The following is a 24,782-nucleotide window of genomic DNA, read 5'->3' as shown; positions in this document are numbered from 1 at the left end:
CGTCAGGGTTCGAAAGCGAAGACACGTTTCCAGTCACGCTTCATATCCGCCACTGTCCAGCCTTTGGCATTGGCCTCGTCGAGCGCCTTGTCGAGCTTGCCGATATGCGACTGGCGGTCATAGGCCCATTCACGCTCCGCATCGGTGTGATGGACGAGGCCCATGAAACGGAGGCCGGCGCCCGCCGCCGTCCATTCCAGCATCTGCTGGTCGCCGTCGGAATTACCGAAGGCGAAGACCGGGCGCCTGCCGATGAAGCGGTTGATGCCGACCGGCTTACCCGGACCATCATCGATGAATTCGACCTTGGCCTCCTTCATCAGAGTCGGCTTGCCGTCGGCGCTCATCTCGAATTTCACGACACCGGACGAGCCCACCACCTGCTCGGGCGGAATGCCGTAGATCTTCTCGGTCCAGGGCCGCATGAACTCGATGCCGCCGCCGGACACGATGAAGGTCTTGAAGCCTTGGGCGCGCAAATAGAAGGTGAGCTCCAGCATCGGCTGATAGACGAGATCGGTATAAGGACGCTTGAAGCGAGGGTGTTGCGCGCCGGCCAGCCAGTCGGTCACCGTCTTGGTGAAGCTTTCCGTGGTCATGCCGGTATGGCTCACCGCCATGATCTCGAGAAGCCCCTTCTCACCCGACGCGACGAGGCCCTTGAGGTCGCCGGCCAACAGGCTCTTGAAGGGCTCTTCGGTTTTCCATTCAGGATGCTCCGGCGCCAACGCCTTCACCCGGTCGACGGCAAAAGCGAACTGGAAATAGATCGGCTGCTCGGACCATAGAGTCCCGTCATTGTCGAAGACGGCGATGCGCTCGGGGACCGGCACGAAATCCACCGCTCCTTCGACCGTCACGCGCTTCACGAAATCGAGGATCGCCTGCTTCGCCGGGCCGTCGTTCCATGACGGCAAGGGATCGGTCTGCGCCGTGGCGCTGGTCGCCGCAAGCGCGCTTGCGGCGGCTGTCATCACAAAGCGGCGCCGGGTGAAACCAGGCATCATGGACGGATCCTCCAGCGTTTATGACTTGTCCGCGTGGCTGTGCTTCTTGAGCCGGAAGGCGAAACCGACCAGCATGCCGCCAAAGACGATCGCATAAGCCCCGATGACCCAGATGAGCGCCAGGGCGCCCGCCCCCGGCATGATCAGGATCGCCAGGCCGAAAAGCACCGAAAGCGCGCCCGACAGAATGAGCCACCATTCATTGTCGATCTCCTTGCGGATCTTGATGGCGCCGATGATCTCGAAGATGCCATGGATGAGCGCCCAGGCGCCGATGAACATCGTCAGCACCAGAGCCGTGATGCCGGTCCAGAAGAAAGTGAGGAGGCCCGCGGCGACACCGAGAATTCCGATCAGGATCAGCCACCATCTGGATTCGGCATTGCCGCCTTTGATGGCGGCGAGAATGGCGAACAGCCCGTCGAATAAAGCATAGAAGCCGTAAAGGATGACGAGCGAGATCAAGGTGATGCCCGGCCAGGCGAAGGCCAGCAGACCGAACAGGATGGCCGCGATGCCGCGCAGCAGCAACAGCCACCAGTTTCTGGCCAGCGCATGCAGCCCCATGACCGGAATTGTCAAAGTGGAGTCGTCTTGCTTCGCCATCAGCGCCTCTCCTCGATTGAATGGTCATTCACGGCAAGCACATCACCTTCAGGCTACGCGCCGGATGCAGCGGAAGCCCAGATGACAGGTCGATGTATCGATGGGCTGCGCCATGCGCGCCGCCGGCCGGTAGCGGCGACAGTAATTCGGCGCGCAGAGATAAGAGCCGCCCTTCATGACCTTGCGCGGAATCTTCACCTGCGCCTGATCGGCGGCGATGCTCTCTTCACGCACACCGCCGCGCGGATTGTCGAGTGTGCAGCATGGGCTGTCGATGCGGTCATGCGTCTGATACCAGTCCGCCGTCCACTCCCAGACATTGCCGGCCATTTCGTGGAGACCATAGCCATTGGCAGGAAACGAGCCGACCGGCGCCGTCCATTCATACCCGTCCTCGATCTTGTTCTGCCAAGGAAACTCGCCCTGCCAGGTATTGGCCATGAAGCTTCCATCCGGCATGAGGTCGTCACCCCAGCAATAGTCCGCGCCATCGAGACCGCCGCGCGCGGCGAACTCCCATTCCGCCTCGGTCGGAATCTCCTTGCCGGCCCAGGCCGCATAGGCTTCCACGTCCTCATAGGCGACATGGACCACCGGATGAGCGCCCAGCGTCTTGATGCTGCTGGCGGGTCCACGCGGATGACGCCAATCGGCGCCACGCACATAGATCCACCAATTATAGTGATTGCCGAGATCGACGCGCTGCGCCGGCTTTTTGAACATCACCGACGATGGCGCCAGAAGTTCCGGCTTGGCGCCCGGATAGTCACGCGGATCGGCGGGTCTCTCCGCCGAGGTCACATAGCCCGTCGCCGCGACAAAGCGGGCGAAATCGTCATTGGTGACGGCACAGGCATCGATCCAGAAGCCGCCGACGCTCACTTTGTGGACGGGCGCTTCTTCAGGGTAATGACGGTCCGATCCCATGAGGAACGTGCCGCCCGGAATCCACCTCATTCCGTCGAAGGGCGCGTCTGACATGCCTTCAGGGTCGGCCGAGCCGACGGCCTCGTCAAGCGCGCTCAATCGTCGACCTCCTCCCAGCTCTTGTCCGGGTTGAAGCGCGTGATCTGCTCGGCAAGCTTCGCTGTATCGGGGCCCAGATCCTTCTCGTAGATCGTACCGTGATGACTTACGACGAAGGTCTTGATCCCGGTCTCACCATATCTCACCGGCCAGGCGACGAGCGCGTAGCCTGCGATCATATTGCCGTTGATCACATAGTCATACTGGCCGCCGGCAATGTTCTTGCCCTGGCCTTTGAGGATGCGGTAGCGATAGCCGTAATAACCTTGATCGGCTTGCGCCCCCTGAAGCTTTGCTTCGACGACGAAGGGGCCGGCGGGACTTTCCTCGTCACCGGTGCTCGGCCAATAGAGGCCGTCATGCTCGCCTTCGCTGCTCATCAGCTTCTGGGCGAATTCCAGGACATTGTCGCCGTCGCGATCATCGCTCGCATAGTCCTGCTGAGCCTCGATATAGTTACGGCAATTCCCGATCGCTTCCAGCTCGTTCTCGCCGACACGGCGGGCCAGGACCTCTTCGAGGCCGCCGACCGTGTCGAACTGCCAGCCCTTGTCGCTCTTCACCAGCGGAAAGGGAAACGGCCACAACAGATGGCCGAGCACGATCACCCGCTTGTCCGGCGCCGGCTCCTCGACGCCGACGCGCTCCTTGGCGGCCGCCTGCAACTCCGACAAGCGTGAATCGAAGTCCTCGGTCTTGGCGATCTCATCGGCATTGAGGCCGATGAGATGAGCGAGCCCAGGGATGTCCTTGGCGCTCATCTTCGTCTTGAACGCATCGACGGCCTCGGACGCTTCCTTGAAGGTCTCAGGCTCCGCCCCGATGAAGCGCTCGATCGATTTGGTTGCAGCCCAAGCCACGGAGAGGCTCGCCGTGCCGACCACAAGGGCGGCGGTGAGAAGCGAGAGGAGAGATTTGCGATACATAAGTATCCTCCTGGAGAAACAGGGCATGTCTTCCCGGCACATCAACGCCGCCTAATGCGGTGGCCACCGCCAAATCCCCCTCTTCCGCCGCCACCGCCACGGCTGATGCCGCCGCGTTGCGAGAAGGAACGCGCTTCGCGGCCACGGCCATAATCGCCGAGGCCCGACATCTGCCGCGGTCGTTTGTCGATCTTGGCGGCGGGACGGTTCGCCGGGCGATTGGCGCCGGCGCCCTTGTTGCGGGCCGGCCGGTTGATCTTTGCGGTCTGGCCGCCGAGATTGCCGGCGCCCTTGCCAGGCAGATTCTTGGCGGACTTGCCGGGGAGATTGCCGCCTTTGCCGGCCAGGTTTCCGGCGCCTTTCTGCTTCAGGCCTTGCTGGACGTCGCGCCGGACATCGCGGCCGGTGATCTTGCCGCCGCCCGGCAGGTTGGAGAGTTTCGAGCGATCGAGATTGGGCTTGCGATCGAGACGATCCAGCTTGTTCTGCTTCAGATTATTGGCAATCGAGTCGCGATCGAAATTGAACTTCTTGTTATCCCAATTGATGTTGTTGATCTTGTTCTTGTCCCATCTGAAGTTGTTGATATCGATGTCGTTGATGTCGATATCGACGTCGCCGCCCCAGGAATGCCAATTGTCCCAGTCGACGACCGCGCCGAAGACGGCGCCGGTGACGAAACCCGCCCAATAGGGCGCGTAGGGATAATAATAGGACGGGTACGGATCGCCGTAATAGATCGGTGCCGCTGCGACATAGGTGGGGCTCGTCAGGATCACCGGATCATATTGCGGCACATAGGTGACTTCCTTCTTCGCCGGCTTGATGACGATATTGTCCTTCTGCTTCTCGACGATGACCTTGTCGTCGCTCTTGATCACGCCATTGGCCACCGCCGTGTCGCGCAATTGCTGGATCGCGATCAGAACGTCCTTCTGCTGGTTGACGACCGCATCGCCCATCGCCTGGGTCCAGTCGAGGTCGTCATTCATCATCTTGACGATCTGCGGATAGTTGAGGAGCGAGACGACGCTGCCATCCCAGGAGGAATCGGGCTTGAGATCGGGCTTCGCCTTGACGTCGCCCAGATAACGCTGCGCCTGGACGATCTGCAGCGGGTAGAGGGATCCGGCCATGACCAAAGCGACGAGATCATCCGGATAGAGCGCGACACGCGCCACCAGCGTTTCGAGCTCGTCCTCGGAGAGGAGCTTGGGTTGATTGGCGGCCGGCTGTGTCGCCGCCGCCTGGTCGCCGGTCGTCTGCGCCAGACTGCGATCCCCGGGCTGAAGCGTGATGAAGGCTGAGACGGCGACGGCCGCGCCAAGAAATTTGATCCAACCGCGCAAGGGCATGTTCGGAGCCTCCTGAAAAGACGCCATTTCTCTTGGCGACGGCAGGAACGCCGCGCGGGGTGAATTTTGTCCTGAAAATGCGAGAGGCGGATAGTTGGACCAAGGCCCTACATCATCTCACGCCGAGCTCTTGAAAGGCCCACTCCGCTGGAAAATTTCGGGTTGCAAAGCGCTCAAATTGGGCGAACATGACAGTTTGATGACATAACATTTCCATAAAAATCATGTGGTTATAGCAGACTCGATATGGATCTTTCCGCACAAATGGCCCCCTTCGTCACCCTCATCAACCTTGCCGGGCTTATCGCCCTGCTGCTGTGGGGCGTCCACATGGTGCAGTCAGGCCTGCAAAAGGCTTTCGGGCCCAGCCTGAAGACCGTTCTGGGCTCGGCCTTGAAGAACCGCCTGCGAGCCTTTGCGGCGGGCGTCGGCATCACGACCTTGCTCCAAAGCAGCACCGCCGTCGGCCTCATGGCGGCAAGCTTCGTCGCCTATGGGATAGTGCCCCTGTCGTCGGCGCTGGCGGTCATGCTGGGCGCGAATGTCGGCACCACTCTCATCGTTCAAGTGCTGTCCTTCGACATCGCCCAGGCGGCCCCTGCCCTGATCCTGGTCGGCCTGATCCTCTTCCGCTCCTTTCCGACCACACGCGGCCACGACCTCGGGCGGGTCGCCATCGGCCTGGGCCTGATGCTCATCGCTCTGCACGGCCTGATCGTCGAGCTCGAGAAGATCGACAGCACGCAGACCTTCCAAGCCATCGCGAAGCTGATCAGCGACCAGCCGGCGCTTGCTCTGATCATAGCCACGATACTGACCTGGCTCGCCCATTCCAGTGTCGCGGTGATGCTGCTGGTGATGTCGCTCGCGAGCCAGGGCATAGTGCAGGTCGAGACCGCGCTCGCCTTCGTCCTCGGCGCCAATCTGGGTACCGCCCTCAATCCCTGGCTTGAATCCCGGCATGGCGACAATCCATCGGCGCTCCGTCTGCCGGTCGGCAATCTGATCAATCGCGCCGCCGCCGTGGCGATCGCCTTCCCCCTGACATCATGGCTGGCGCCGATGGTCCTGATGATCGATGACGACAAGGGACGCGCGGTCGCAAATTTCCATACGGCCTTCAATCTCGTGAACGCGCTCGTCGTGCTGCCGTTTTTGACGCCCTTCGAAAGCCTGCTGCGCCGCCTGATGCCCGACCGGCCCGACAAAGAGGCTCCCGGCACGCCGCGTTATCTGGACAAGGCAGCCTGCGCCATGCCGCTGATGGCCCTCGTCAATGCCTCACGCGAAGCGCTTCGCATGGTGGATGTGCTCCATGCGATGATCGCCGGAACGCGCGCCGTCCTCGAGGAAGGGGCCAAGTCGAAGGAGAAGGTCGCCGAGGTGAAGGAGCTCGATGACGCGCTCGACAAGCTGAACGCGGCCATCAAGACCTATCTGACCGAGATAGATCATCAGCAGCTGAGCGAAGCCGATCGCAAGCGCCTGAGCGAGGTTTTCACCTTCATCACCAATATCGAGCACGCCGGAGACGTCATCGACCACAGCATCCTCAAGCAGGCCACCAAGCGGATCAAGCGCGGCGTCACCTTCTCACCTGAGGGTTTCGCGGAGATCCGCGGCATGATGGAACGGCTGTCCTGGAATCTCCAGGCCGCAAGCACGGTCTTCATGACCGAAGACGCCGAAACCGCGCGCAAGCTCGCCGACGAAAAAGCGCGCTTCCGAAGCCTGGAGAGCTCGGCGACGGATGCGCATTTCGCGCGGTTGCGCGCGGGCAAGAAGGAGACCCAGGCGACGACGAGCATGCATCTCGATCTCGTCAGGGACCTGAAGCTCATCAACGCCCATCTCGTCGCGGCGGCGGCCTATCCGGTCCTGGAAGAGAAAGGCAAGCTTCTTTCAAGCCGCGTGGCCGACGCGTAGATCATCCGGAACGGATCAGAAGCGAAGACAGCAGAATAACCAGATCCGACTGCCGATGCGTCCCCGTCTTCACGAAGACCGCATCGAGATGAGATTTGACCGTTTCCCGTGACAGCTTCAGTTCGCTCGCCGTTTCCTGAATCGTCTTCCCGCTCAGGAGAGAACGCGCCACGCGCGACTGGGCCGGCGTGAGATCGAAGATATTGTTCAGAATGTCCGCATTGGGGTGCCGGACGGGATTGGGCAGGTTGGCGACGACCACCGCCTCTGCCCGGCCGAATATGTCATGGGCATTCTTGCGAATGGGAAGAACGTGGATGACCGCGGGGGGCAGATCGTCCTCCGGCCTGTAGGCAATGAACGAGCGAGAGGTCCCCGGACCATCACGGTCGATCGATCTTATCGCGTTCCTGAACAGGCGGTCGGCCTTGCGATCCCTGAACTGGACCGTGTTGAAGGCGCCGTGAGATACATACTGCCGCAACTCGTCCACGAGATTGTTCTCCGCGAGTTGGCGGCACGCGCCATCGACGGCGAAGGCAGGCAGTCCGATTTCAGCGAGGCTCGCAATGGCCGCTCGCATTCTTTCAAAACTCACGCGCGCCGAGATGGCGGCGGAACGCGCCAGATGCGGCCGCAATTCGTCGAGCGCTGAAACACCGGCCGGCGTGACGGGGCCTTTGTCGAAGTACTTCTCACAGGAGAAGACGAGCATGTCACCATTGATCAGGGGCACAAAGGTTCCCGTCCCCCAGCCGAAGCCCGTGGGCCGGAGGCCCAGACGGTACATGGGGTGGGTCTCGATCTCCTCGAGGGACAGGACGTCGGTATCGGTGATGAAGCCCGGATGGTTCTTCGCCAGCATCCGGCTGGCGCGCGGATTCTGGCTCAGTTCCATGACGCCGGCCTTGACGCAATCCTCATAGGTTCGAAGCAGGCAATCGGAAGCGATAAAATGGGTTTTCGCGCGCGCGGCGAGAAACATCGTGCTGCCGGCGCAGTCCGCGGTGGCGCTGATGAGATCGAGCACGCGCAGCCATTTCTCCGGAATGAAGGCCGCTTCGTAGATCTCGTCGACTATGCTGGCGAAGCGGCTGTCCAACCCCATCCCCGTCCTGTGCCGCATCAAGCCAACAACAAACCGGCGCGTCACGCAAGCGGCACGCTCGATTCACAGGATAGGATAAGAGACCGGGACGGTCGGCGCGTCACAGCATCGGATAATAAGTGAAGGCCGCCGCATTGGAGCCTGCAGGGCTCAACAGCTCTTCCAGCTTGTCCAGTGCCTTGGCGATCATCCCTGGTTGATTTTCGGCCTCCAGGTCCCGTTTGATTCCGACCAGAACCTCGTTGGTGGTGTCGAGGCGGCGCGCCAGGATCGCCGACACATAAAGCAGCGCCGCCACATTCTCCGTCAGCAGCGTGGACGCCTTGGCGACATGGAACTCACACCGTTCCACCGCCCGCACATCGGCGGTATGCGGCTTGTCCAGAATGATGGCGAGCTCGCCGAACACCACCCCCGGTTCGGAGACGGTGGCGATGCGATGGCCGTCCCTGACGATCTCGACGACGCCATGCCGGAGGATGTACAGCTGCCCGGTCGTTGAACCGGCGGCCAGGACGGTCTGTCCAGCCTCCACTGTCAACACCGGCAGAGCGGCCAGGCTTTTCTTGAACTCGGCAAGGTCCGGAATGAGCGCCATCGGGTGGATTCTTTCCTGGTTGTGAAGGCCGGCGATCCAACACCAAATCTTACCCGATGGCAATCGCGGACAGATTGCACCCTTGGGCGAGCACGCGACCGACGCGGTCTGCCGATCAGAAAAACGGGCGCACCTCGACCGGCGCCCGACACGCTATAGTGGCCTTGCGCCCCCATGCGACCGCCTCGTCCAGGTCTGCGACGTCCAGCACCCAGAAGCCGCCTATATGCTCCTTGGTCTCCAGATAGGGCCCGTCGGTGACGATCACCTTGCCATCGGATTTCGCCCGGATCGACCGCGCGCGGCGTGCCGGCTGCAGGCCGCCGACGAAAACCGTGACGCCGGCGGCCTTCATCTCGTCGTTGAGCACGTCGATATCCCGGTGCATCGCCTCGTCCTCGGCGGCGAACGGGTCGTAATCGTCCGGATGGTGAATGGCGACCAGATATTGCGGCATGGCTTCTCCTGTAGCTGTGTTTCGGCGGGCCGGTTACCCTACCTTCACTGACCAGACGAAGGACCGGACCGGAAATCGACAATTCGACCAAGAACTTTTTTGGCCCTGCTGCGTACCGCAGAAAATACCCGGCAATAGGTCGCGAAAAATGACCGCAATTGCGATAGCCTGGGCGTATGCGTGCACGGCCTTCTTCTCGACTATTGATTGTCAACGCGCTGGGGCAAGTGTTGCTCTTTCTTTTCGAACCCAAACGAGGCGGGCTCGTCGGGGAACCGTATTGGGCAACGCCGGGGGGAGCGCTCGATGAGGGCGAGAGCTACGCGGAAGCGGCCTGCCGGGAACTGCGGGAAGAGACCGGCCTCCTTGTCAATGATCCGGGGCCCGAGGTCGCTCAACGGACAGCAATATTCCCGTTGATCAATGGCGAATTTGTGCGGGCCGATGAACGCTTCTTCCTGATACGTGTGGAGGATCTGTCCGTTTCCAATGATCAATGGACCGAGGTGGAGCACAGGGTCATGACCGCACACCGCTGGTTCTCTGCTGCTGAGCTGGCCACAGCCTCAGATCCGATCTTTCCGGAGAACCTCGCCGACATGCTCAGAGATGCCGGCGCATGGGAGCGCAAAGCATGAGAAACATCCCATCCCTTGGGACACTCTGAATTTTTCTGGATATTGGCGGAGACGGAGACCGCCCAATACTTCATCTAAGTCCTTGATATCATTATACCGATAGATGTTCTGAAATGTTCTATCCCCACATTAATCCCATCAGCGCCAACCGGATGGCGCATGCGTAGCCAGCCATTGATTCCTGTGCATGACAGGTTGTCGCACCCTGGCCGCGAAGTCTCGAATTTCACCTTGCTTGGGCGCCGCGCTTTGCCTTCTGTACGGTGAGCTGCCAAGATGTCGCTATGATGAAACCCCTCCTCGTTCTTGCAGCCCTCGTGCTCCTTATCCCAGGCCCCGCCGCTCATGCCGCCGCGGCCTCTGGCAAGGCCACTATCATTGACGGCGATACCATCAGCGTCATGATGGACGGTGGCACAGTGTTTGCGAGGCCTATCGTCGTCCGCATTCATGGTATCGACGCACCCGAGACTGGTCAGAAATGCCAGCTTCCGAAAGGCACCTGGGATTGCTCGCGGGCCGCCATAAAAGCCCTGGCAGCCATGGCTGAGGGCAAAGTGGTGGTTTGCGATCCAAGAGGGCGGGACGATTACGGGCGGCTGATCGGCAAATGCTCCACCAAGGGTGAGCCCGACATCGGCGCCAAGCTCGTCGCGTCCGGCTTGGCCTGGGCGTTCATCAAATACTCGACAGATTACAGCCATCTTGAGGAGACGCCTCGCGCCAAGAGGATCGGTATCTGGCAGTCAAAGACGCAGCCGCCCTGGGAATACCGCGCCAGGCGCTGGGAGACCGCGGCGCAGATCGTCCCAACGAAGGATTGCCCGATCAAGGGGAACGTCAGCGCCAAGGGCGAGCGGATCTATCACGCGCCATGGTCACGGCACTATGCCCGCACCCGCGTCGAGCCGGCCAAGGGCGAACGATGGTTTTGCACTGAGGCGGAGGCAATAGCGGCAGGCTGGCGGGCGCCGTACCGATGAAGAAACAAGAACCCATTCGCGGGAGGAGATACCTAGTGTTTAGTCGAGTTATCTGGCTGACTATATTCGCTGTCTCTATATCAGTTTCAGCGCATGCTCAGAAACTGGTGTGCAAGTCAGTGAAGCGACACGCCTGCGCACTCGAAAAGTGTGAAACCATAGATCTGGTACAACGTGTGTTACTCGACTTACATCAGGGTATTGAAATCTGTGATGACAACTCCTGCCAGATGTTTGCGGGGGAGTTCGAAATTAGTCCTGTCATTAGCACAGCAGTTTTGAAGACCCCACGTGGCCAGCAGTATTACGCAACCTATCAGCCTCAGTTCGGGTTATTGTCGGTTGCTGTGCCGCTTTATGCGGGAAGCTTTGGAATAGTGGTCAGTCAATGCGAGCCGGCCGGCTAACAGTTTCGAAGAGACTCCGATGGGCAAGCTTCCACGAGAATAGACACATCGAAGGGCGAGAGGTGGTTTTGCACTGAGGCGGAAGCCATTGCCGCCCGATGGCGGGCACCGCATCGAGGACAACCGGCCGAGGATAGGCAGCGTGCCGCATCACTATTTGTGGTCGGTTACCGCCTATCAGCCGACAGACGACAGAATGATTCGATGGGCAAGGTTGGTGAGAACGAAGACGGCTCACACGACGTTCATGTTGGCCGACTGTATGGCGTCTCTCAGCCCTCTTACGTCCAGAGCTTGAGCCCAGACGATGGGACGAAAGTCAGGCCCCTACCCGATCTCTAGGCTGTCGAGTTGATCAAGTATCCAGGTCATTTCCTTGAGAAGTTTTTGCTCGGCGTTCTCAGCGGCCTTCATACGCCTATAGCTTTCTGAAGCATCCAGCCCGGCCGCCCTTAATTTATCAGCCTCATGGCCATGAACAACAATGCTTAAATGGGCTTGTTCCGCTCGGCTTCGTACCTCGCTTAAGCGCCGCATGAGGTGGTCCTTTCTGCCCATCGACACCTAACTCCAGTAAGCGTTCCTAGTTTCTCCCGTCCGGACAAACCGAGTCTACGCATCCTAAGACCGTCGGAACACAGGGTTAGACTTTCTCACTAGACAACTCGCGCGGACCTGCGCAAAATTTATCGCTTTCGGAAACATCGCCCTCGTTACCGAAGCGGGGCATTCGCCTCTCAAACGAAGCTCGGTCTCCCCCGGAAGGAGGCCGGGCTTTTGCATCTGCGACTGCGCCTCAGAAAAGAGGCTCGCCAGGACGAACCGAGCGAGCCTAGTTTTTGAGGGAGGGCATTGAATGCAAGCATTCTATCAACCCACAGCGTTCACGAAGGTTCCGATTAGATCCTTAAACGCAGAAAGCCCCGAGCGTGCTCAGGGCTTCCCACAAATCGCGAGAACAGAAGCCTCGCGAGGTACTACGAATTGCTAGCGAACCACGGCGACGACCCTACGGTCGCCGTCCACGATGTAAACGTGGTCGTTGAGATAAACATATTTATGCTTCTTGAACCGGGGCTCAGCCACGACGATGGAATCGGGAACGTCGTAGTATTCCACATCGCCCGGCACCACGACGCCCACCTTCACATCGCCGTCGTACTTGTGGGACTTATACTTCTTCACCTTCACCTCATCCTGAAATTTCAGGCTGATTTCTGGGGCGATTACGAAGTCGTCCGCCAGGGCGAGCGGCGCGCCAAAGAGCAAAGTGGACGCAATGAGCATTGCTGGAATCGTACGCATGAGCATGTCCTTTCTGATCCTCGAGACGAAAGTAAATAAGCTGGCTCGTCGAGGTATCGGGCCATAGGCTTTCCTAACGTCTTCTCCATGCGACTGTTCCTGCGTGGAGTATCTTGATCGAAAGGACGGAAGAAGTCAGAGAGTGCCCACATTGCGCGCATCCGAAAGAGCAAGCTGGCGTCAGTTTCCGCCAGATGCAGGACGGCAAAGGTACCTTGAGTGTCGCCTAACGGCCCCAACCGCGCATCAGCTTCATACCGGCCCGCCAGGCTTGCACCAAGGATGATTAAACGTCCCTGACCTGACGGGCCGTGCTTTGCGCAAGTTACAAATTCATCCACGCCGGGAATTGTTCCAACTAGATGTGCAGGGCGCGTCTAAGCAAGCGATCAGGGTCGCGTTCCCCCCTCTCTGCTTCCTGCAGGATCCGGGCCGCGAGTATTTCCTGATTGTTGGGCCGACGCGAGTTCCAGCACCGAAGCAAGAAGGGTGATTTCCGTCGGCTGGTAAGATGCTGACATTGACACCTCCATTCGAAAGAGACCCACCGGGGAATGCTGGCAACTGCCGGCCAGGAGTTCAAGTGAAAGTTCCACGGCACTTTTGTGACTTCCCTCCGGAAACTTTTTCCCTCACGCCGCGTTGCGGAGAAGCCGGGGCGGGGAGTGTACATGCCGAAACGCTTAAGGAAAAAAGCGAACCATTCTGACGAAATAGTAAAACGGGCAAAGGCATTTGCGGCCTCATCTGACGGCCTGGTCGCTGAGCTCTATCTAATCCACGCTGGAATCTGCGAGGCGAACCAGAAGGCGCGGCGCGATCGAAAGCGCCGTAAAAAGTGAGCGGCCATTGGTGCTGATTATCGCGCCGAAGGGTCCAGCTTCCCGCCCAGAGCAGCCCTCAACAGCGCTTCTTCGTCGTGAATGCCATCCGCCGCCGCCCGAAGAAGCCTTGCAGCCACCAAGTCGAGATCAACCGACGTCAACGCCCCATGTTGCTCCAGCGCCTTCTTCGCCCGGTCGTACACGTGGCTCAGTTGCTGCATTCCCGCTGGATCGAAGAATAGGCGTGGCATTGGTGACGGTTTCCAGTTGAGGGAACTTTCCTTGCGCGGTGCGAGAGCGCTGTCAAGAGGTGAAGACGGATATGAGCAAGGCCGCGCCGCGTGAGAGCCTGAGACGCCCGATGAATTGCAATGATGATGGGGCGGATGCGGCCCGCCATTATAAATCTGCCGTCCCTAGCCGGCGAACCGCATCCGTCGTGGTGCGAAGGGGGCACAACAGCCCAAATCTGGCCGATGGCCTCGGCGAATATCGAACGCCTCTTGCGGGCAAATAGAAAGTTACAAATCAAAGAAAAACCCGCCGAAGCGGGTTTTAGTAGTTGGGGCTGCCAATGGGGTTGGCAACGAATGGATAATTCCGGCGCTGCAAAAATGTTCCGGGACAACGATTTACTTCCCGCTGCTGGCGCCCTCAAGCTTCGTCGCCGCCTCGCGGGATGTGCCCCGCCCTCGGAAGTCGAAAATGAATGGAACTATCTGTGGCTCTCGCAACTTCCCTGCGATACCTGCGATAGAAGGAGTTTCTCAATGGCAGTGAACAAACCTCCTGGCGACAACGCCCGAAAGGGTGCAGTCCGAAAGCGCTCTCAGCTAAAAACAAAGATCGAAGGGGAGGAGCACTGGACCAAACGTGACAAAGGATCGGGAGAGTTCATGGCCCAGAAAAAGGACCGAGAAGCGCCACCCTATAAAGGGGTGCGGAAGGAGTGAAGACCCAAAAGTGCGCCTTGATGTCCGGTCGTCGCTCCACTCAGGGCCTCAAGCTTTGCAGGGCGCTCCGGTGACTACCTCCGTCAAGCAGTCGAACCATGCAGGGGATGCTTCGGCGTTTTGCCATTATTCTTGAACCGAGAGTTCCCATTTACTTCGTCCTCCCTCTTCTCCACCTTTTCCTCATGTTGACGAGCTTCAACCGCAATGGCGGCGAACTTTACCCGAAGCTCAGCCAGTTCCTTATCTGTCAGGCACTCCAGATCAATCATGGAGTTTTTCGCTCCAGATACTGCGCGAATGATTTCATCGAGCTTGATCTGCGCCGCTAGTCCATCACGGTTCTGACTGTTTTGAATAACGAAAACCATCAGGAACGTCGTTATCGTTGTGCCCGTGTTCACCAGAAGCTGCCAGCCGGTCGAATAGTCCAGGAAGGGCCCTGCAGCCGCCCACGCAGCAAGAGCCACCAATGCCACGCCGAATGTTACGGGACTCCCTGCCGCCCACGCTACCTTGCCGGCGAATCTGGCAAACGTATCTGACCAGCTGGATCTACAGGTTTTGGGTTGAGCAGACATGATGGGCATTGCTCCTCTGGCGGAACTGGGTGGTCAATAATTGAAATACCCACCACCTAGTTCCTCTGTCTCTGCAGAGCGGCAAGGTCGCGCAAAAAAGGCTCGCCAACCTTTTCAGATTGGCGAGCGAGTTTTCAGGGGAGATACTTTACATGGCTCCAATCAACGAAGTTCCGCAGGCTGAGTTCCCTCGTTGAGCCTTTTTCAGGCTGCTTCCTTTTGAGCCGCCGCGGGATTTGCAGTTTCTGCCAACCCACTCAACTTCTCGTCAGCCGCCTTCTCTTCCTCAAGGCTTTCCGTCAGCAGAGTGGCAGCATCCGGCATGTTCAGTTCATTTGCCCACGCGATGAGAGTGCCATATCGAGCGATTTCATAGTGCTCGACGGCCTGAGCGCTAGCTATCAGACCTGCGTCCATCACGCTGTCATCGTCCGCCTCTTCCATAACGTGGTCGCCTTCAGCGGAAAGGCCTTCAAGGGCTTCGCATTTCTTGGCGCGAGGCGTCTTCTCGAGCATCTTGAAGACCTGCTCGATACGAGCAGCCTGCTCGGCAGTTTCTTCGGCATGAGAAGTGAAGGCATCCGCCAGTTCCTCACTGGTCGCCTTCTTGGCCATTTTGGGAAGAATTTTGGTGAGCTTCTTTTCCGCATAATACATGTCGCGGAGCGTGTCTTCGAACAATGCACCGAGTGTATCCAATGCCATGGTGGGTACTCCTAAAAAGATGAGGGGACTACGGAGCACTAATCTCACTGCGGCCAATTGGTTCCTTACGCATGATTGATGCCGGAGACGAGCTGGAACTTGAGCCCGAGCACGCCGTTCAAGGTGGCATGACAAGCGAAATCACCGCGGCGCTAGAATGCGCTTTAAACACAGATATGGACGCCCAGAATTATCTGGTGGGCCAAGGGGTAGCTCGCGAAGCAGCCATTGAGCTGATCAAGGAAGCGGGAACCCCACAGAGCACCGAAAGTATTTCCGAGTGGGCAGACAGGGTGCTGGGACGGCCAGGGGCGCTTACGAAATGGAAACAGGAGCTAGACGAGCACCATACTTCGGGCGTTCCAACATTTGAGCCTCCTCCACGTCCTGAGATAGCTTAACGGCCGACGCCGGATCCAAGGAAATGGAACATATAAGGGGCCTGAGGTTTGGACCGATAGAACCGAGTGCTGTCCACGTTTGCGTGGATATGCAGAAGCTGTTTGCTACTGATACCCCGTGGGCCTCTGATGCGGTGGCAATTGCCCTCCCCGCCGCTAGAGAAATAACAGCCGCGAAGCCGCGCCAAACGATTTTTACTCGGTTCCTGTGCCCCCGAGAGCCCGGAGAGGTCGCGGGCCAATGGCAACGGCTGTATGCACACTGCCCCGAGATGACGCGATTGGATCCCCGTCTATTCGCAATCGTATCTGAATTGTCACGCTTGAGCCCGGAGGCAATTACAATCGACCGGCACGTATTCTCGATTTTTGCCAGCGAACAATTCCGCTTAGAGCTTCTCGCGCGCCATCCCAGGACTTTGATTTTCTCAGGAGTGGAGGCTGATGTTTGCGTCCTGGCGTCGATCTTCTCTGCTATCGACGTCGGTTACCGCGTCGTTGTAGTGGAAGAAGCTGTGGCAAGTCCCAATAAAGTCGGCCACCAGGCAGCGATTGAAGGGATACTCCCTCGCTTCGATCAGCAGATAGAACTGGTTGGGGTGAATGAGCTTCTGACTAGCTGGGGATGACCCTAATCGCTTGTCGGCAAATCGGGAGACAATTGTAGCGGCTCGTCAGACAATGGGACGGCGATGTATGAATGACGAGCCGCACCCACTGACTTAAAGCCAGAAGGCTTGAACCACTTACCTCGGACGACTTAGTAATTCTATTGGCCCTTAGGTCATCGGTTGGAACTCCGGCAGCTGCATTTAGGTTTAGATTGGGTGCACGCCCCAACTTCATATGACGCCGCATGCCTTTGTGGCCGGATTCAATTCCGCATAAACGAAAAGCCGCGTGTGCATTATTGTCACTGCACCATGTGTCAGCGCGCGACAGGCTCACCTGCGGCGGTATTGGGGTGGGTTAAGAAGACCGCCGTGTTGTGGGGCAAAGAACATCCTACCGAATATCGTTCCTCTCCTGTCGCGGTCCGTTCCTTTTGCGGCGTCTGTGGCTCACCGATATGCCTGGCATATGATGGTTCGGATGAAGTCGGCATCCACTTGGGGTGTGTTTCACTTAGCAAGGAACTTCCTCCCTACTATCATTACGGCATTGAAGGCAGATTGCCTTGGTTTGACGCGGGAAAAGAATTGGAAGGCACGGTCACTAGTGAAAAATGGTGATTCGACTTTGTTTGAAGCGGCGCCGATCTACCCATACCGAGAGGATCGAATATGGCAGCCAACGACAATAATAGTGCCGGCGAATGGGTGGTCACCTTTCTCCCAAACCGGTTCCTAGCCGCTCTTGACCGCTACATGCTGGAAGAGACGAAATTTGAAAGTCGGTCAGTGGCTCTGCGCAACGCCTTCCAAGATTGGTGCATTCATATGGGATACGTTTCGCCCAATGAGACGGACCCGGATTTGAACTAAATATGGCCGCTCACTTTCTGCCCTTCGCCTTGTTCGCCTGATAGATCGCCCAATATTCCAACGTGCTCCGCATGTCCCGTTCGAGCCTCTCCTCTATGGCCGCCTTGCATTGTTCTAGCGAAGGATAAATGTCTAGCCTTCGAGTATGAGCGGAAGCGACATAAACTCGTAATTCTCCATCCCCCTCGCGCACGAGCGTAAAGTTGATCAACGGCCCGATTTCGAGCGTGTGGCCCTCGCAGCTTCCCCGACCCCAGCGAGTCCATTTTCCATTTCCCACCATTATCTCCTATGCATTGGTGTCCTGGGCCACCAATCGTCTTTGTAGTCGCCAGTGCGGAACAGAACTTCAGCCCGATAGATGCCTCGGCAACTCCGGTGCTTGCACCGTGCCGCACATGCAATTTGCTTCATCGTGGTTTCGGGCGCCCACGTCTTCAGTAGCTGATGGACGTCCATCAACCGCTTGTGTCCGCAGCCCACGCACTCCAAGACCATGTTCAAATTGAACTGCTGCACCTGAGCGAGCGTTACCTCGTCACGGGCGATGTTGACCCCAGTCGGCCACCTCGGTGCCATCTTCTGTCAATTGAGCAGGCGCCCGCTGATTGCTGGATCTCGATGAGTTGCCGTGCCGGGCATGTCGGCCAATATCCTGTCCACAAGGTCGCTCGCGTCTTTAGCGTCTGCGTCGTGCTGTCGGAACAGCTTCGTGGCGGTAGCAAAGAGGTCGTTGTACGCCTCATCGTCTTCAATCATAAGGCCGCGCTCAAACTGATAGATATTCATGACGGCGCTTAGAATGTCCTCGGGCTTCGGGGGGCCTAGCTTCGGAAACTGCTCATCCTTGATGGCTTGGCGATAATCCAGGTTCATGGCGACCTCCTACGCAGTCAGGCATTTGAACATTTCGCTTCGGAAGACTGTCGGCTGGTTCCGGCGCATAGCGGCGGCTACCTCTTCCTCTGAGGCTGACCAATCATGAAAAAGCGCCAGGCACGCATAGATGTCCTGACCATCGGCGCCGCTCAGTTCCAAGTCATCGGCGGACCTAATGCCGGCCTCTATGAGAAGGTCCCTGCCCTCCTGCATCTGCAAGCGCTGATGAGCGATACGAGCAGCCCTCACTAACCCAGCAACGCGGCCTTGGTCATGGCGCCTATCGAGTTCCCGCAAAATGTCGCTGAGCGCAGCCACAGCATTGGCCGGAAGTCGCTCAACAGCTTCTTGGATGGTGGTCCAGTCTTTCAATACTTCCGGTGGAGCTTCGTCGGCTTCCAGCTCGTCGTAGGTGCCCACAGGGTTGGCCCCCGGTCCTTCGAGGCGGTTGAATATCGCGGCCGTGATGAATTCGGGCGACGCCTGGGTTTCCATACGCATTACGCTCTCCAGCATGTTCCTTGTTTGTTCTAAGATGCTCTGGCAGGATGAGGAGAGTCAACAGGCGAGATTTCCTATTATGTGCGGCCGGATCTTCGACCCGAATGAAGTCAGCGAAACTAAGCTCAATCCGGCTCGGCGCCGGCCGGGCGATTACTGGATCTGGCGTATCCCGCGCCGGTACAATGTGCCGCCCACGACGCCTATCCCGACGATGACTTCAAAGGATGGCGTCCGCACGGTCGAGCCGATGCGCTGGGGGCTCATTCCCTCTTGGTCGAAGGACATGAAGGGCGGCTTCAGCACCTTCAATGCGCGCTCTGATACCGTCGACAGCAAGCCGTCGTTCCGCGGTGCATGGAAGGCTGGCCGGCGCTGCCTGGTGCTTGTCGGTGGCTTCTATGAATGGCGCCGTGCTGGCGTGGCCGACAAACAACCGTTCGCCATCGCCATGGGCAATCATCAGATCATGCCGCTTGCCGGCCTCTGGGAGAGCTGGAAAAACCCGGTGAATGGTGAATGGCTGAAAAGCTGCACCATCATCACCACGGGACCGAACGAGCTGATGGAGCCGATCCACGACCGTATGCCGGTCATCCTGGATGAGGACGATTGGCCGAAATGGCTTGGCGAGGAGCCGACCAACGACAATGAGCTGAAGGCGCTGCTAAAGCCCTTCCCTGTCTCGCGCATGACCGCGTGGCCCGTAGACAAAAAGGTAGGCAACGTTAGGAACGACTGGCCGGAGTTGATCGAGCGGGCGCCGACGCAAGCCTAAATCATCTAATGCTGTGGAGCGTTTTGGTTTTGCGCTTGCGCTGCCGTTGCGCCAGCGCCTCAGTATGCCGCCTCTCGACGTGACTTGGCGGGGGCTCGATATGACCAACGAACCACCTGATGGCATAAACTCTGTGCTTAGTCCCACAGCGCCCGCAGCAACGCTTCCGCGCCTCTATAGTCTTGACGAAATCATAGAGATGTTTCCTCCGACCGCGCGGCCTGGGAGGCGATTGATGGCCGAGCGAGCCAGAGCTGTTGGCTGCTTCCGGAAAATCGGGCGACAAATGGTGTTCACCCGAGACGACGTGGAAGAATTGATAGAAGCCCTCAGACGGCGGCCACGAAACACGCCTCCTCGGTATCACGTCAAACCGCCAAAAGCGGGGTCAAGTTACGAGGCTACCCGGGCGTTGCTTCTGGCCAGAGCGGCAGCCAAGAAGCATAAGCGGCCGAAGAAGAGTCAAGCGCTGTGAGGAGCAAAGCGCGCTTCACGATGAAAGAAATCACGACGTTGATAAAGGCGGCTCAGAGAGAGGGCGCTCGCCTGGTGATTGAACTAAATGAGACGGGGAAGTTTCGCGTCATCGTCAATGACACATACAATCAAACTGAGTTAGATCACGAAATTGACTTTGGCCCTTATCCCAAGCAATCATCGAGCGTAAGCGATGCTTCCGATGCGGCCGACGAGCAGTGGCTAGCATCGTTAGCAAGCAAGCCTCTCGGCAAACGAGAGCGCGGAGTTCTGATTCAACTTGTTGCTCATGGAGCAGGCGTGCCCGTCCATTGGAATAATATAAAGAATTGCGGGTTTCAGACAGCGAATCAATTGGAGGCTCGCGGCTTCTTGGACGTTGTGTACGAAGGCGATAAGGGCGGTACTCTTGCCGTGACCGAAGCTGGCATAAATGCTTGGGAGAAGCTCGCCAAAGAACTCTGAGCGTGCAAAGCTGTGCCCGGGGCAAGCGTCACCTTCCCCATACCCACGCCGTAAGCTCCCCCAACAACCTTGCCACTGATCTTATCTTGGCTAGCAACTCGCGCGCCATCGACGTTGCGCGGCTCGATGACAAGGGCTGTCAGGAGCAGGAGCGGCGGGACAGTTCCGTGGCATCATCGCGCCAATAGCCGCCGCCACGCAAGCGAGTGTCGGTCACCCACGATGAGACATTGGCATAGGCGGCATATCCGACCGTCTCCCGCGTCCCACCGATCTGGACCATGAAGCGGCCTGCGTCCGGCGCCAGGGCGTCGAAGTGGCGGATGATGGCGCGCATGTGTTCGACAGGATCGACGGGAGCGGCCTGGCCGATGACGGCCGGCATTGTGGTGGCAGCGATGAGAGGCGCGGCCTTGGCGATGAACAGGCGACGGGAAAGCGGGCTGTCGGTCATGCTCAAGCCCTCGCTAGGAGGCGCTTAAGCGCGCGCTTCTGCTCCCATTCCTCATAGGCTTCGGTGCCCACAAGGGGGCCCTCCTCCTGGACCCGGAATGCATGGTCCTCAATCTGCACGTACCCCAGGCTGTGGCGAATGGTGATCCGATAATTTCCATTGCGCACGTTGTTCATGGCCCTGGCGAGCTCACCCGCGAGGCGCTCGCATTCCTTGATCGGATCAGGCGGGAGCGGAATGCGCGCGACTGGTGGCAGCCCTTCGGCCTCCACCGCTTTGACGGTCACGATGACAGTTGCGGCCGGGACCATGCCATTGACGGCAGCGGCCCCGGCCGCCTTCAACACTTTACGCTTACTGACCATAACTTGCCTCCTGCAGGCACTTCCATGTCCTGCCTCTTGAAATGTCGCTGACGGTGCTGTGGCTGACCTTGAACAGGCGAGCGGTTGCCTGATACGTGGCGCCGGTCCTGACGTGGGCAAGGATGGCGCGCGCCTTGGTTTCGGTGATCCAGTTGCGGCCGGCGGCGGCAAAAGGTTGCTCATGGCTCGGGGAGAAATCGGGAGGCACGGCGGCGCGCCGGCCGCCAACACTGGTAAATGTGCCGTCCAGGCTCGCCCGGATCTGCGCTTCGGTGAAGTCGCTCATGTCGAAACCTCTTTGCCGTAGGGCTCAATGCCCATCGAGCGAGCGAGGAGCGTGATGGCTTCGCTTGCCGCGCTGCATCCGTCAGTGCGCATTCGCGTCCGATGGATGCAAAGCTTGATGATGGCGCCTATGGGCCCATGGCCTTCGGCGGCCAGCATGATCCGCTCCATGTCGCGAAGCCGCGCGGGCTTTCCGGTGCCAAAGCTCGGCAGCATGGAGCCCTCGTCGTCATCCCAAGCGGCCATAGCGGCGAACCAGCGGGGATAGAGAGCGAGCAACCTTTCATCGGCCGCGCTCATCAATGTGTGCGGCTGAATGCTCTGCCATGGCGCGCTGGCGTCGACCTCTCTCAGAAGCGGATAGCTCATGCCTCCGCCTCCAATGCCCGCGCGCGATGCTCGAAAAAGCGCGGGTCGATAATGCGCACAATCCCCGTCACGTAGCCAAGGACATGAGCGCAGAACCATTCATAGGTCACCACGTCGCGTGGCGTATAAAGGGGATTGTCGCGCATAAGCCATAGCTCGCTGCGCTTCACGCTCCCGGATGACTGTACCCGGTAAAGATTGCCGTCTACGATATAGAGCCCCTCGCCCTCATATCGATCTGCGGGAACGGCTATGATGAAGTCGCCCACATTGACCGTGGGAGCCATGTTGTCAGAAATGACCGGCGACATGCGGGCGCGGCGATCAAGCTCCGGCCGAAACACCTCATAAACCGCCTGATTGTACCAGTTGATACGCTTGATCATTAAGCCTGCACTCCTTCGTCGTCGCATTGCGCGCCTTCGTCCTCGCACTGCACTTCGCGGTCATCCGCGCCGCCCCTAGCCCACACGTTTTGCGAAAACTCACTGGTGCGCTCCGGCTCGCCTCGATAAAGCTCGGGCCTCTGCTTGCGCACGATCTGAAGCGTGACGGATGAGCCGCCCTTGGGACCAATGAAAATAACCTCGGGAGCACCTAGCGAGGGCTCCGCGTCGGCTTCGTCCAGCTCCCGGTCGTCGCCGTTGGAAACTTTGTCGGGCCTGTTCTCGTCGCCGTTCAGCACGGCTTCATAGTCGGTCCAAGCAAGCGACGGCTCCATGTCGGGGTCCGGCGCCAGCAAGTCGAGAACAGCAATCAGTCGCTCAACCTCCTCCTCAATCGCGTGATATTCGGCGGCGCTGATCAATGCCCGCTTCGGGGCGAAGCTCCGCTTGCGCTTACGCATGTCACGCCTCCGCTGATTGAGCCGCGACAAGGCGACGGACATTGCGCATGAGCCTGACGACGCGGGCTTGCGCCACGGCGTGGCTACGGAACGGTGACAGCAAGTCTTCGCGCTCGATGACCTCGAATTGAGCCGCCGCGCCCGCGAGCGTTTCGGCGCGCGTCCCGATGACCTGCATGAACAGCCGCCAATGGTCACGCCACTCACGTATGTATCGCCGCTCAAAACGGTCATGCTCGCGCCATGCCTGCTTTACCGCGCGCTCGTGCTTGGCGAGGCGCCTGAGGAGGCGCCGGCAATTTGCCTGACAGTCAGGCGATGAGGGACCATTCCCCTCGTCGGCGCCTTCCATCGGGTGGTCGCCGCTCGCCATGCGGGTCAGTTCTTCGCGGCTCCAGGAGTACGGGCCGTTCACGAAAGCGCCGTTGCTCGGCAAGACAGGGAAATACCCATTGTAGTCGATCTGCTCATAGAACTCAGAGGGAAGCGCAGGCGCACGGCTCTTTGCCTCGGCCGCATAGACCCTCAGGCGCTTCTCCATGCGCTTCAGCTTCCGGCCCTGGTCCTTCCAGAGCTGGCAGCGGCCGACAAGCTCGCCATCGTTCGGCCGTCCTATCTCGCGGCCGACAAAGGCTGCGGCTGGCACGGAAGCGCCGACAAGGGCGAAGGCGATGCCGCGCAAGATCGATCGACGGGACATAGCTGGAGCGCTGGAAGAAACGCGCATAGTCGTTCTCCTGGTGAGAGGCGTTGCAATTCGGAAGTGGTGGAAGCGGGCTGGCGCACCCGTCTTGTTAGGGCGGCTGCTCCTCGGGGCATCCGGCCCGCGAATGCTGTTCAAGCTCCCGCCACTTGTCGCGGTCGTAGAGCCGAATGTCGGTCAGGATTTCATGGGCGCGAGCCGGGGCCATCTGGCGGCGGTTGCCGTCCTTGTCTTCGAAAGCGAGGGCGTGCGAGGCCGGGTCAATGTGCACGGTGAGATCAGCCACCCGGTAGCCTTGCTCGAAAATCGGAATGTACGCCGTCACCTCCATGGCTCAGGCCGCCCTGATCGAGCGGGCCGACAGCTCGTTGAAGCGGGACAGCTCGGAAGCGGTCAGGCGGGTTTTGCGGGAAAGCTCCTCAAGCTCGCGCTCTGCGGGGGTGGCGCTGTTCATCGCCGCATTCCATTCCGCGATATAGCGGGCGCGCTCGGCCTTGGCTTCTTCGGGGGAGAGAGGCGGGAGAGGAGAGGAGCGGGTAACCATGATTTCCAGTTCCGCAGGTTAGGTGATTGAAAATCGATCTCTTGTGACCTAATATCGGTCACTATAGCATGATTTGTCAACTAAAATAGTTCACTTGTGATATAAAATAGGTCAAATAGATGATTTCTGGGGCTCAAGTGCGGATGGCGCGCGGCTATTTGAAGTGGTCGGCCAAGGAGCTTGCGGAGCGCGCGGGCGTGGCGGAATCAACCGTCAAGAGGATTGAGGCCGAGGACGGGTTTCCATCGGCGCGCGGCTCAAACATCGAGGCGGTTCACCGCGTCCTTGTTGAGGCCGGCATAGTTTTCATCCCCGAGAACGGCGGCGGCGCTGGTGTGCGCCTGAAGAAGGCGTGACGCTCGGAACTCCGGCACGGGAACTTTGAAAAGAAATCCCCTGCGAGTGACTGAAGGGCGTATGGTGCCTTATCGCCAAAATTGGCCTCAGGCATTGGCGACTGAGAGCATTAAGACTCCCGCCTGAATTAAACGGGAGTGGCTTTGTGGCTATCTCAGACTTTTCACCCGACGATATGCAGATAATCTTGCTGGCGAATGAGCGCGTGATTTTCGCGCTGAAGCTCACCGATAGCGAGGAACACATGGTCATCAAGACCCGCATCAGTTCACTGATTGTTGAATGCGCGGAAGGTGGCGAACGCGATCTGCAGAAGCTCATTGATTGCGCTCACGATGGGTTGGCTAAGGACCAGGCGACTTAATCCCCGTGCGCCGAAGAGTTCGCGATAACGGCTTCGTTCCGCGCAGCTTGCAACTATGTTGGTGCAGCGTCAGTTGGCGCTAAAATGCAGAGGCGTCTTACCAG

35 protein-coding genes are annotated in these 24,782 nt (G+C 59.0%); 11 read left to right on the top strand and 24 right to left on the bottom strand.

Going from position 1 to position 24,782, the window contains the following annotated elements:
- Window positions 1-2: 2 nt before the first annotated feature.
- Genes JHL16_RS08730 through JHL16_RS08710 form a run of 5 tightly spaced genes read right to left on the bottom strand, consistent with a single transcriptional unit; the run spans window position 3 to window position 4,920 of the window.
- Entirely contained in the window at window positions 3-974 is a 972-nt protein-coding gene (locus tag JHL16_RS08730; protein WP_246770896.1) for an HAD family hydrolase, read from the bottom strand.
- Between the two features lie 51 nt (window positions 975-1,025).
- A complete protein-coding gene (locus tag JHL16_RS08725; RefSeq protein WP_200184460.1) occupies window positions 1,026-1,613 on the bottom strand; it encodes an HdeD family acid-resistance protein in 588 nt (195 codons plus the stop codon).
- Window positions 1,614-1,661: 48 nt separating this feature from the next.
- Window positions 1,662-2,594, bottom strand: a complete 933-nt coding sequence (locus JHL16_RS08720; RefSeq protein WP_246770895.1) for a formylglycine-generating enzyme family protein — start codon at window positions 2,592-2,594, stop codon at window positions 1,662-1,664.
- 41 nt (window positions 2,595-2,635) lie between these two features.
- Entirely contained in the window at window positions 2,636-3,565 is a 930-nt protein-coding gene (locus JHL16_RS08715) for a DUF2950 domain-containing protein (RefSeq protein WP_200184459.1), read from the bottom strand.
- Between the two features lie 41 nt (window positions 3,566-3,606).
- Entirely contained in the window at window positions 3,607-4,920 is a 1,314-nt protein-coding gene (locus JHL16_RS08710) for a DUF3300 domain-containing protein (RefSeq protein WP_200184458.1), read from the bottom strand.
- Between the two features lie 246 nt (window positions 4,921-5,166).
- Here JHL16_RS08710 and JHL16_RS08705 point away from each other — a divergent pair, with 246 nt between their 5' ends.
- Window positions 5,167-6,846, top strand: a complete 1,680-nt coding sequence (locus tag JHL16_RS08705; protein ID WP_246770839.1) for a Na/Pi cotransporter family protein — start codon at window positions 5,167-5,169, stop codon at window positions 6,844-6,846.
- A 1-nt stretch (window position 6,847) separates the two neighbouring features.
- On the opposite strand, the gene JHL16_RS08700 is transcribed toward JHL16_RS08705, so the two are convergent.
- The 3 genes from JHL16_RS08700 to JHL16_RS08690 all read right to left on the bottom strand — a co-directional run bounded on the left by JHL16_RS08700 (window position 6,848) and on the right by JHL16_RS08690 (window position 9,009).
- Window positions 6,848-7,948: a helix-turn-helix transcriptional regulator gene (locus tag JHL16_RS08700; protein ID WP_200184457.1), complete on the bottom strand. Its 1,101-nt coding sequence runs from the start codon at window positions 7,946-7,948 to the stop codon at window positions 6,848-6,850.
- Window positions 7,949-8,054: 106 nt separating this feature from the next.
- Window positions 8,055-8,552: a Crp/Fnr family transcriptional regulator gene (locus JHL16_RS08695; RefSeq protein WP_200184456.1), complete on the bottom strand. Its 498-nt coding sequence runs from the start codon at window positions 8,550-8,552 to the stop codon at window positions 8,055-8,057.
- A 115-nt stretch (window positions 8,553-8,667) separates the two neighbouring features.
- Window positions 8,668-9,009: a YciI family protein gene (locus tag JHL16_RS08690; protein ID WP_200184455.1), complete on the bottom strand. Its 342-nt coding sequence runs from the start codon at window positions 9,007-9,009 to the stop codon at window positions 8,668-8,670.
- 176 nt (window positions 9,010-9,185) lie between these two features.
- Between JHL16_RS08690 and JHL16_RS08685 the strand changes: the two genes are divergently transcribed.
- Together JHL16_RS08685 and JHL16_RS08680 are read left to right on the top strand one after the other, a co-directional pair.
- Window positions 9,186-9,647, top strand: a complete 462-nt coding sequence (locus JHL16_RS08685) for an NUDIX hydrolase (RefSeq protein WP_200184454.1) — start codon at window positions 9,186-9,188, stop codon at window positions 9,645-9,647.
- Window positions 9,648-9,931: 284 nt separating this feature from the next.
- Window positions 9,932-10,630, top strand: coding sequence for a thermonuclease family protein (locus JHL16_RS08680; RefSeq protein ID WP_246770838.1), 699 nt, complete (start codon window positions 9,932-9,934; stop codon window positions 10,628-10,630).
- A gap of 734 nt (window positions 10,631-11,364) precedes the next feature.
- On the opposite strand, the gene JHL16_RS08675 is transcribed toward JHL16_RS08680, so the two are convergent.
- The 3 genes from JHL16_RS08675 to JHL16_RS08665 form a co-directional block, all read right to left on the bottom strand.
- The gene (locus JHL16_RS08675) at window positions 11,365-11,595 is read right to left on the bottom strand and encodes a hypothetical protein (protein ID WP_200184453.1); all 231 of its coding nucleotides are present in this window, start codon (window positions 11,593-11,595) and stop codon (window positions 11,365-11,367) included.
- 429 nt (window positions 11,596-12,024) lie between these two features.
- A complete protein-coding gene (locus JHL16_RS08670; RefSeq protein WP_200184452.1) occupies window positions 12,025-12,342 on the bottom strand; it encodes a DUF1236 domain-containing protein in 318 nt (105 codons plus the stop codon).
- 859 nt (window positions 12,343-13,201) lie between these two features.
- A complete protein-coding gene (locus JHL16_RS08665; protein ID WP_200184451.1) occupies window positions 13,202-13,417 on the bottom strand; it encodes a hypothetical protein in 216 nt (71 codons plus the stop codon).
- A 120-nt stretch (window positions 13,418-13,537) separates the two neighbouring features.
- Between JHL16_RS08665 and JHL16_RS34920 the strand changes: the two genes are divergently transcribed.
- On the top strand, window positions 13,538-14,119 hold the full coding sequence (locus JHL16_RS34920; protein WP_246770837.1) for a hypothetical protein: 582 nt from the start codon (window positions 13,538-13,540) through the stop codon (window positions 14,117-14,119).
- An 83-nt stretch (window positions 14,120-14,202) separates the two neighbouring features.
- On the opposite strand, the gene JHL16_RS08655 is transcribed toward JHL16_RS34920, so the two are convergent.
- Together JHL16_RS08655 and JHL16_RS08650 are read right to left on the bottom strand one after the other, a co-directional pair.
- Window positions 14,203-14,700, bottom strand: coding sequence for a low affinity iron permease family protein (locus tag JHL16_RS08655; RefSeq protein WP_246770836.1), 498 nt, complete (start codon window positions 14,698-14,700; stop codon window positions 14,203-14,205).
- A gap of 204 nt (window positions 14,701-14,904) precedes the next feature.
- Complete coding sequence (locus JHL16_RS08650; RefSeq protein ID WP_200184449.1) at window positions 14,905-15,405, bottom strand: YciE/YciF ferroxidase family protein; 501 nt, start codon at window positions 15,403-15,405, stop codon at window positions 14,905-14,907.
- A gap of 424 nt (window positions 15,406-15,829) precedes the next feature.
- On the opposite strand from JHL16_RS08650, the gene JHL16_RS08645 reads away from it, so the two are divergent.
- The 3 genes from JHL16_RS08645 (at window position 15,830) to JHL16_RS08635 (ending at window position 17,290) form a co-directional block, all read left to right on the top strand.
- Window positions 15,830-16,435 carry an isochorismatase family protein gene (locus JHL16_RS08645; protein ID WP_281435995.1) on the top strand — a complete coding sequence of 202 codons (606 nt, stop codon included), beginning with the start codon at window positions 15,830-15,832 and terminating at the stop codon, window positions 16,433-16,435.
- A 198-nt stretch (window positions 16,436-16,633) separates the two neighbouring features.
- Complete coding sequence (locus JHL16_RS35510; RefSeq protein WP_420884530.1) at window positions 16,634-17,038, top strand: GFA family protein; 405 nt, start codon at window positions 16,634-16,636, stop codon at window positions 17,036-17,038.
- 51 nt (window positions 17,039-17,089) lie between these two features.
- Window positions 17,090-17,290, top strand: a complete 201-nt coding sequence (locus JHL16_RS08635) for a ribbon-helix-helix domain-containing protein (RefSeq protein WP_200184446.1) — start codon at window positions 17,090-17,092, stop codon at window positions 17,288-17,290.
- Between the two features lie 585 nt (window positions 17,291-17,875).
- On the opposite strand, the gene JHL16_RS08630 is transcribed toward JHL16_RS08635, so the two are convergent.
- Window positions 17,876-18,166 (bottom strand): hypothetical protein, encoded by a 291-nt coding sequence (locus tag JHL16_RS08630; RefSeq protein WP_200184445.1) that lies wholly within the window; start codon window positions 18,164-18,166, stop codon window positions 17,876-17,878.
- A 9-nt stretch (window positions 18,167-18,175) separates the two neighbouring features.
- On the bottom strand, window positions 18,176-18,670 hold the full coding sequence (locus JHL16_RS08625) for a hypothetical protein (RefSeq protein WP_200184444.1): 495 nt from the start codon (window positions 18,668-18,670) through the stop codon (window positions 18,176-18,178).
- Here JHL16_RS08625 and JHL16_RS08620 point away from each other — a divergent pair.
- Both JHL16_RS08620 and JHL16_RS08615 read left to right on the top strand, forming a co-directional pair.
- Window positions 18,636-19,448: an SOS response-associated peptidase gene (locus JHL16_RS08620; RefSeq protein ID WP_200184443.1), complete on the top strand. Its 813-nt coding sequence runs from the start codon at window positions 18,636-18,638 to the stop codon at window positions 19,446-19,448. The genes JHL16_RS08625 and JHL16_RS08620 overlap by 35 nt on opposite strands.
- A gap of 495 nt (window positions 19,449-19,943) precedes the next feature.
- Window positions 19,944-20,390 carry a hypothetical protein gene (locus JHL16_RS08615; RefSeq protein ID WP_200184442.1) on the top strand — a complete coding sequence of 149 codons (447 nt, stop codon included), beginning with the start codon at window positions 19,944-19,946 and terminating at the stop codon, window positions 20,388-20,390.
- 139 nt (window positions 20,391-20,529) lie between these two features.
- On the opposite strand, the gene JHL16_RS08610 is transcribed toward JHL16_RS08615, so the two are convergent.
- From JHL16_RS08610 to JHL16_RS08570, 9 genes are all read right to left on the bottom strand, one after another.
- Window positions 20,530-20,844 (bottom strand): hypothetical protein, encoded by a 315-nt coding sequence (locus JHL16_RS08610; protein ID WP_200184441.1) that lies wholly within the window; start codon window positions 20,842-20,844, stop codon window positions 20,530-20,532.
- A gap of 2 nt (window positions 20,845-20,846) precedes the next feature.
- Complete coding sequence (locus JHL16_RS08605; RefSeq protein ID WP_200184440.1) at window positions 20,847-21,209, bottom strand: hypothetical protein; 363 nt, start codon at window positions 21,207-21,209, stop codon at window positions 20,847-20,849.
- Complete coding sequence (locus JHL16_RS08600; RefSeq protein ID WP_200184439.1) at window positions 21,199-21,495, bottom strand: helix-turn-helix domain-containing protein; 297 nt, start codon at window positions 21,493-21,495, stop codon at window positions 21,199-21,201. The genes JHL16_RS08605 and JHL16_RS08600 overlap by 11 nt, the downstream gene beginning before the upstream one ends.
- Window positions 21,492-21,863 carry a hypothetical protein gene (locus JHL16_RS08595; RefSeq protein ID WP_200184438.1) on the bottom strand — a complete coding sequence of 124 codons (372 nt, stop codon included), beginning with the start codon at window positions 21,861-21,863 and terminating at the stop codon, window positions 21,492-21,494. Before JHL16_RS08595 ends, JHL16_RS08600 begins: the two co-directional genes overlap by 4 nt.
- A complete protein-coding gene (locus tag JHL16_RS08590; RefSeq protein WP_200184437.1) occupies window positions 21,860-22,249 on the bottom strand; it encodes a S24/S26 family peptidase in 390 nt (129 codons plus the stop codon). The genes JHL16_RS08595 and JHL16_RS08590 overlap by 4 nt, the downstream gene beginning before the upstream one ends.
- Window positions 22,249-22,710 carry a hypothetical protein gene (locus tag JHL16_RS08585; protein WP_200184436.1) on the bottom strand — a complete coding sequence of 154 codons (462 nt, stop codon included), beginning with the start codon at window positions 22,708-22,710 and terminating at the stop codon, window positions 22,249-22,251. Before JHL16_RS08585 ends, JHL16_RS08590 begins: the two co-directional genes overlap by 1 nt.
- A 1-nt stretch (window position 22,711) precedes the next feature.
- Window positions 22,712-23,437, bottom strand: coding sequence for a hypothetical protein (locus JHL16_RS08580; protein WP_200184435.1), 726 nt, complete (start codon window positions 23,435-23,437; stop codon window positions 22,712-22,714).
- Window positions 23,438-23,504: 67 nt separating this feature from the next.
- Window positions 23,505-23,744, bottom strand: coding sequence for a hypothetical protein (locus JHL16_RS08575; protein WP_200184434.1), 240 nt, complete (start codon window positions 23,742-23,744; stop codon window positions 23,505-23,507).
- 3 nt (window positions 23,745-23,747) lie between these two features.
- Window positions 23,748-23,957, bottom strand: coding sequence for a hypothetical protein (locus JHL16_RS08570; protein WP_200184433.1), 210 nt, complete (start codon window positions 23,955-23,957; stop codon window positions 23,748-23,750).
- A 143-nt stretch (window positions 23,958-24,100) separates the two neighbouring features.
- Between JHL16_RS08570 and JHL16_RS08565 the strand changes: the two genes are divergently transcribed.
- Both JHL16_RS08565 and JHL16_RS08560 read left to right on the top strand, forming a co-directional pair.
- Entirely contained in the window at window positions 24,101-24,313 is a 213-nt protein-coding gene (locus JHL16_RS08565; RefSeq protein WP_246770835.1) for a helix-turn-helix domain-containing protein, read from the top strand.
- 146 nt (window positions 24,314-24,459) lie between these two features.
- The gene (locus JHL16_RS08560; protein WP_200184431.1) at window positions 24,460-24,678 is read left to right on the top strand and encodes a hypothetical protein; all 219 of its coding nucleotides are present in this window, start codon (window positions 24,460-24,462) and stop codon (window positions 24,676-24,678) included.
- Window positions 24,679-24,782: the final 104 nt, after the last annotated feature.

This window comes from Taklimakanibacter albus (genome assembly GCF_016595235.1).
Taxonomy (GTDB): domain Bacteria; phylum Pseudomonadota; class Alphaproteobacteria; order Rhizobiales; family Aestuariivirgaceae; genus Taklimakanibacter; species Taklimakanibacter albus.
This window is presented reverse-complemented; position numbering and strand designations above follow the sequence as displayed.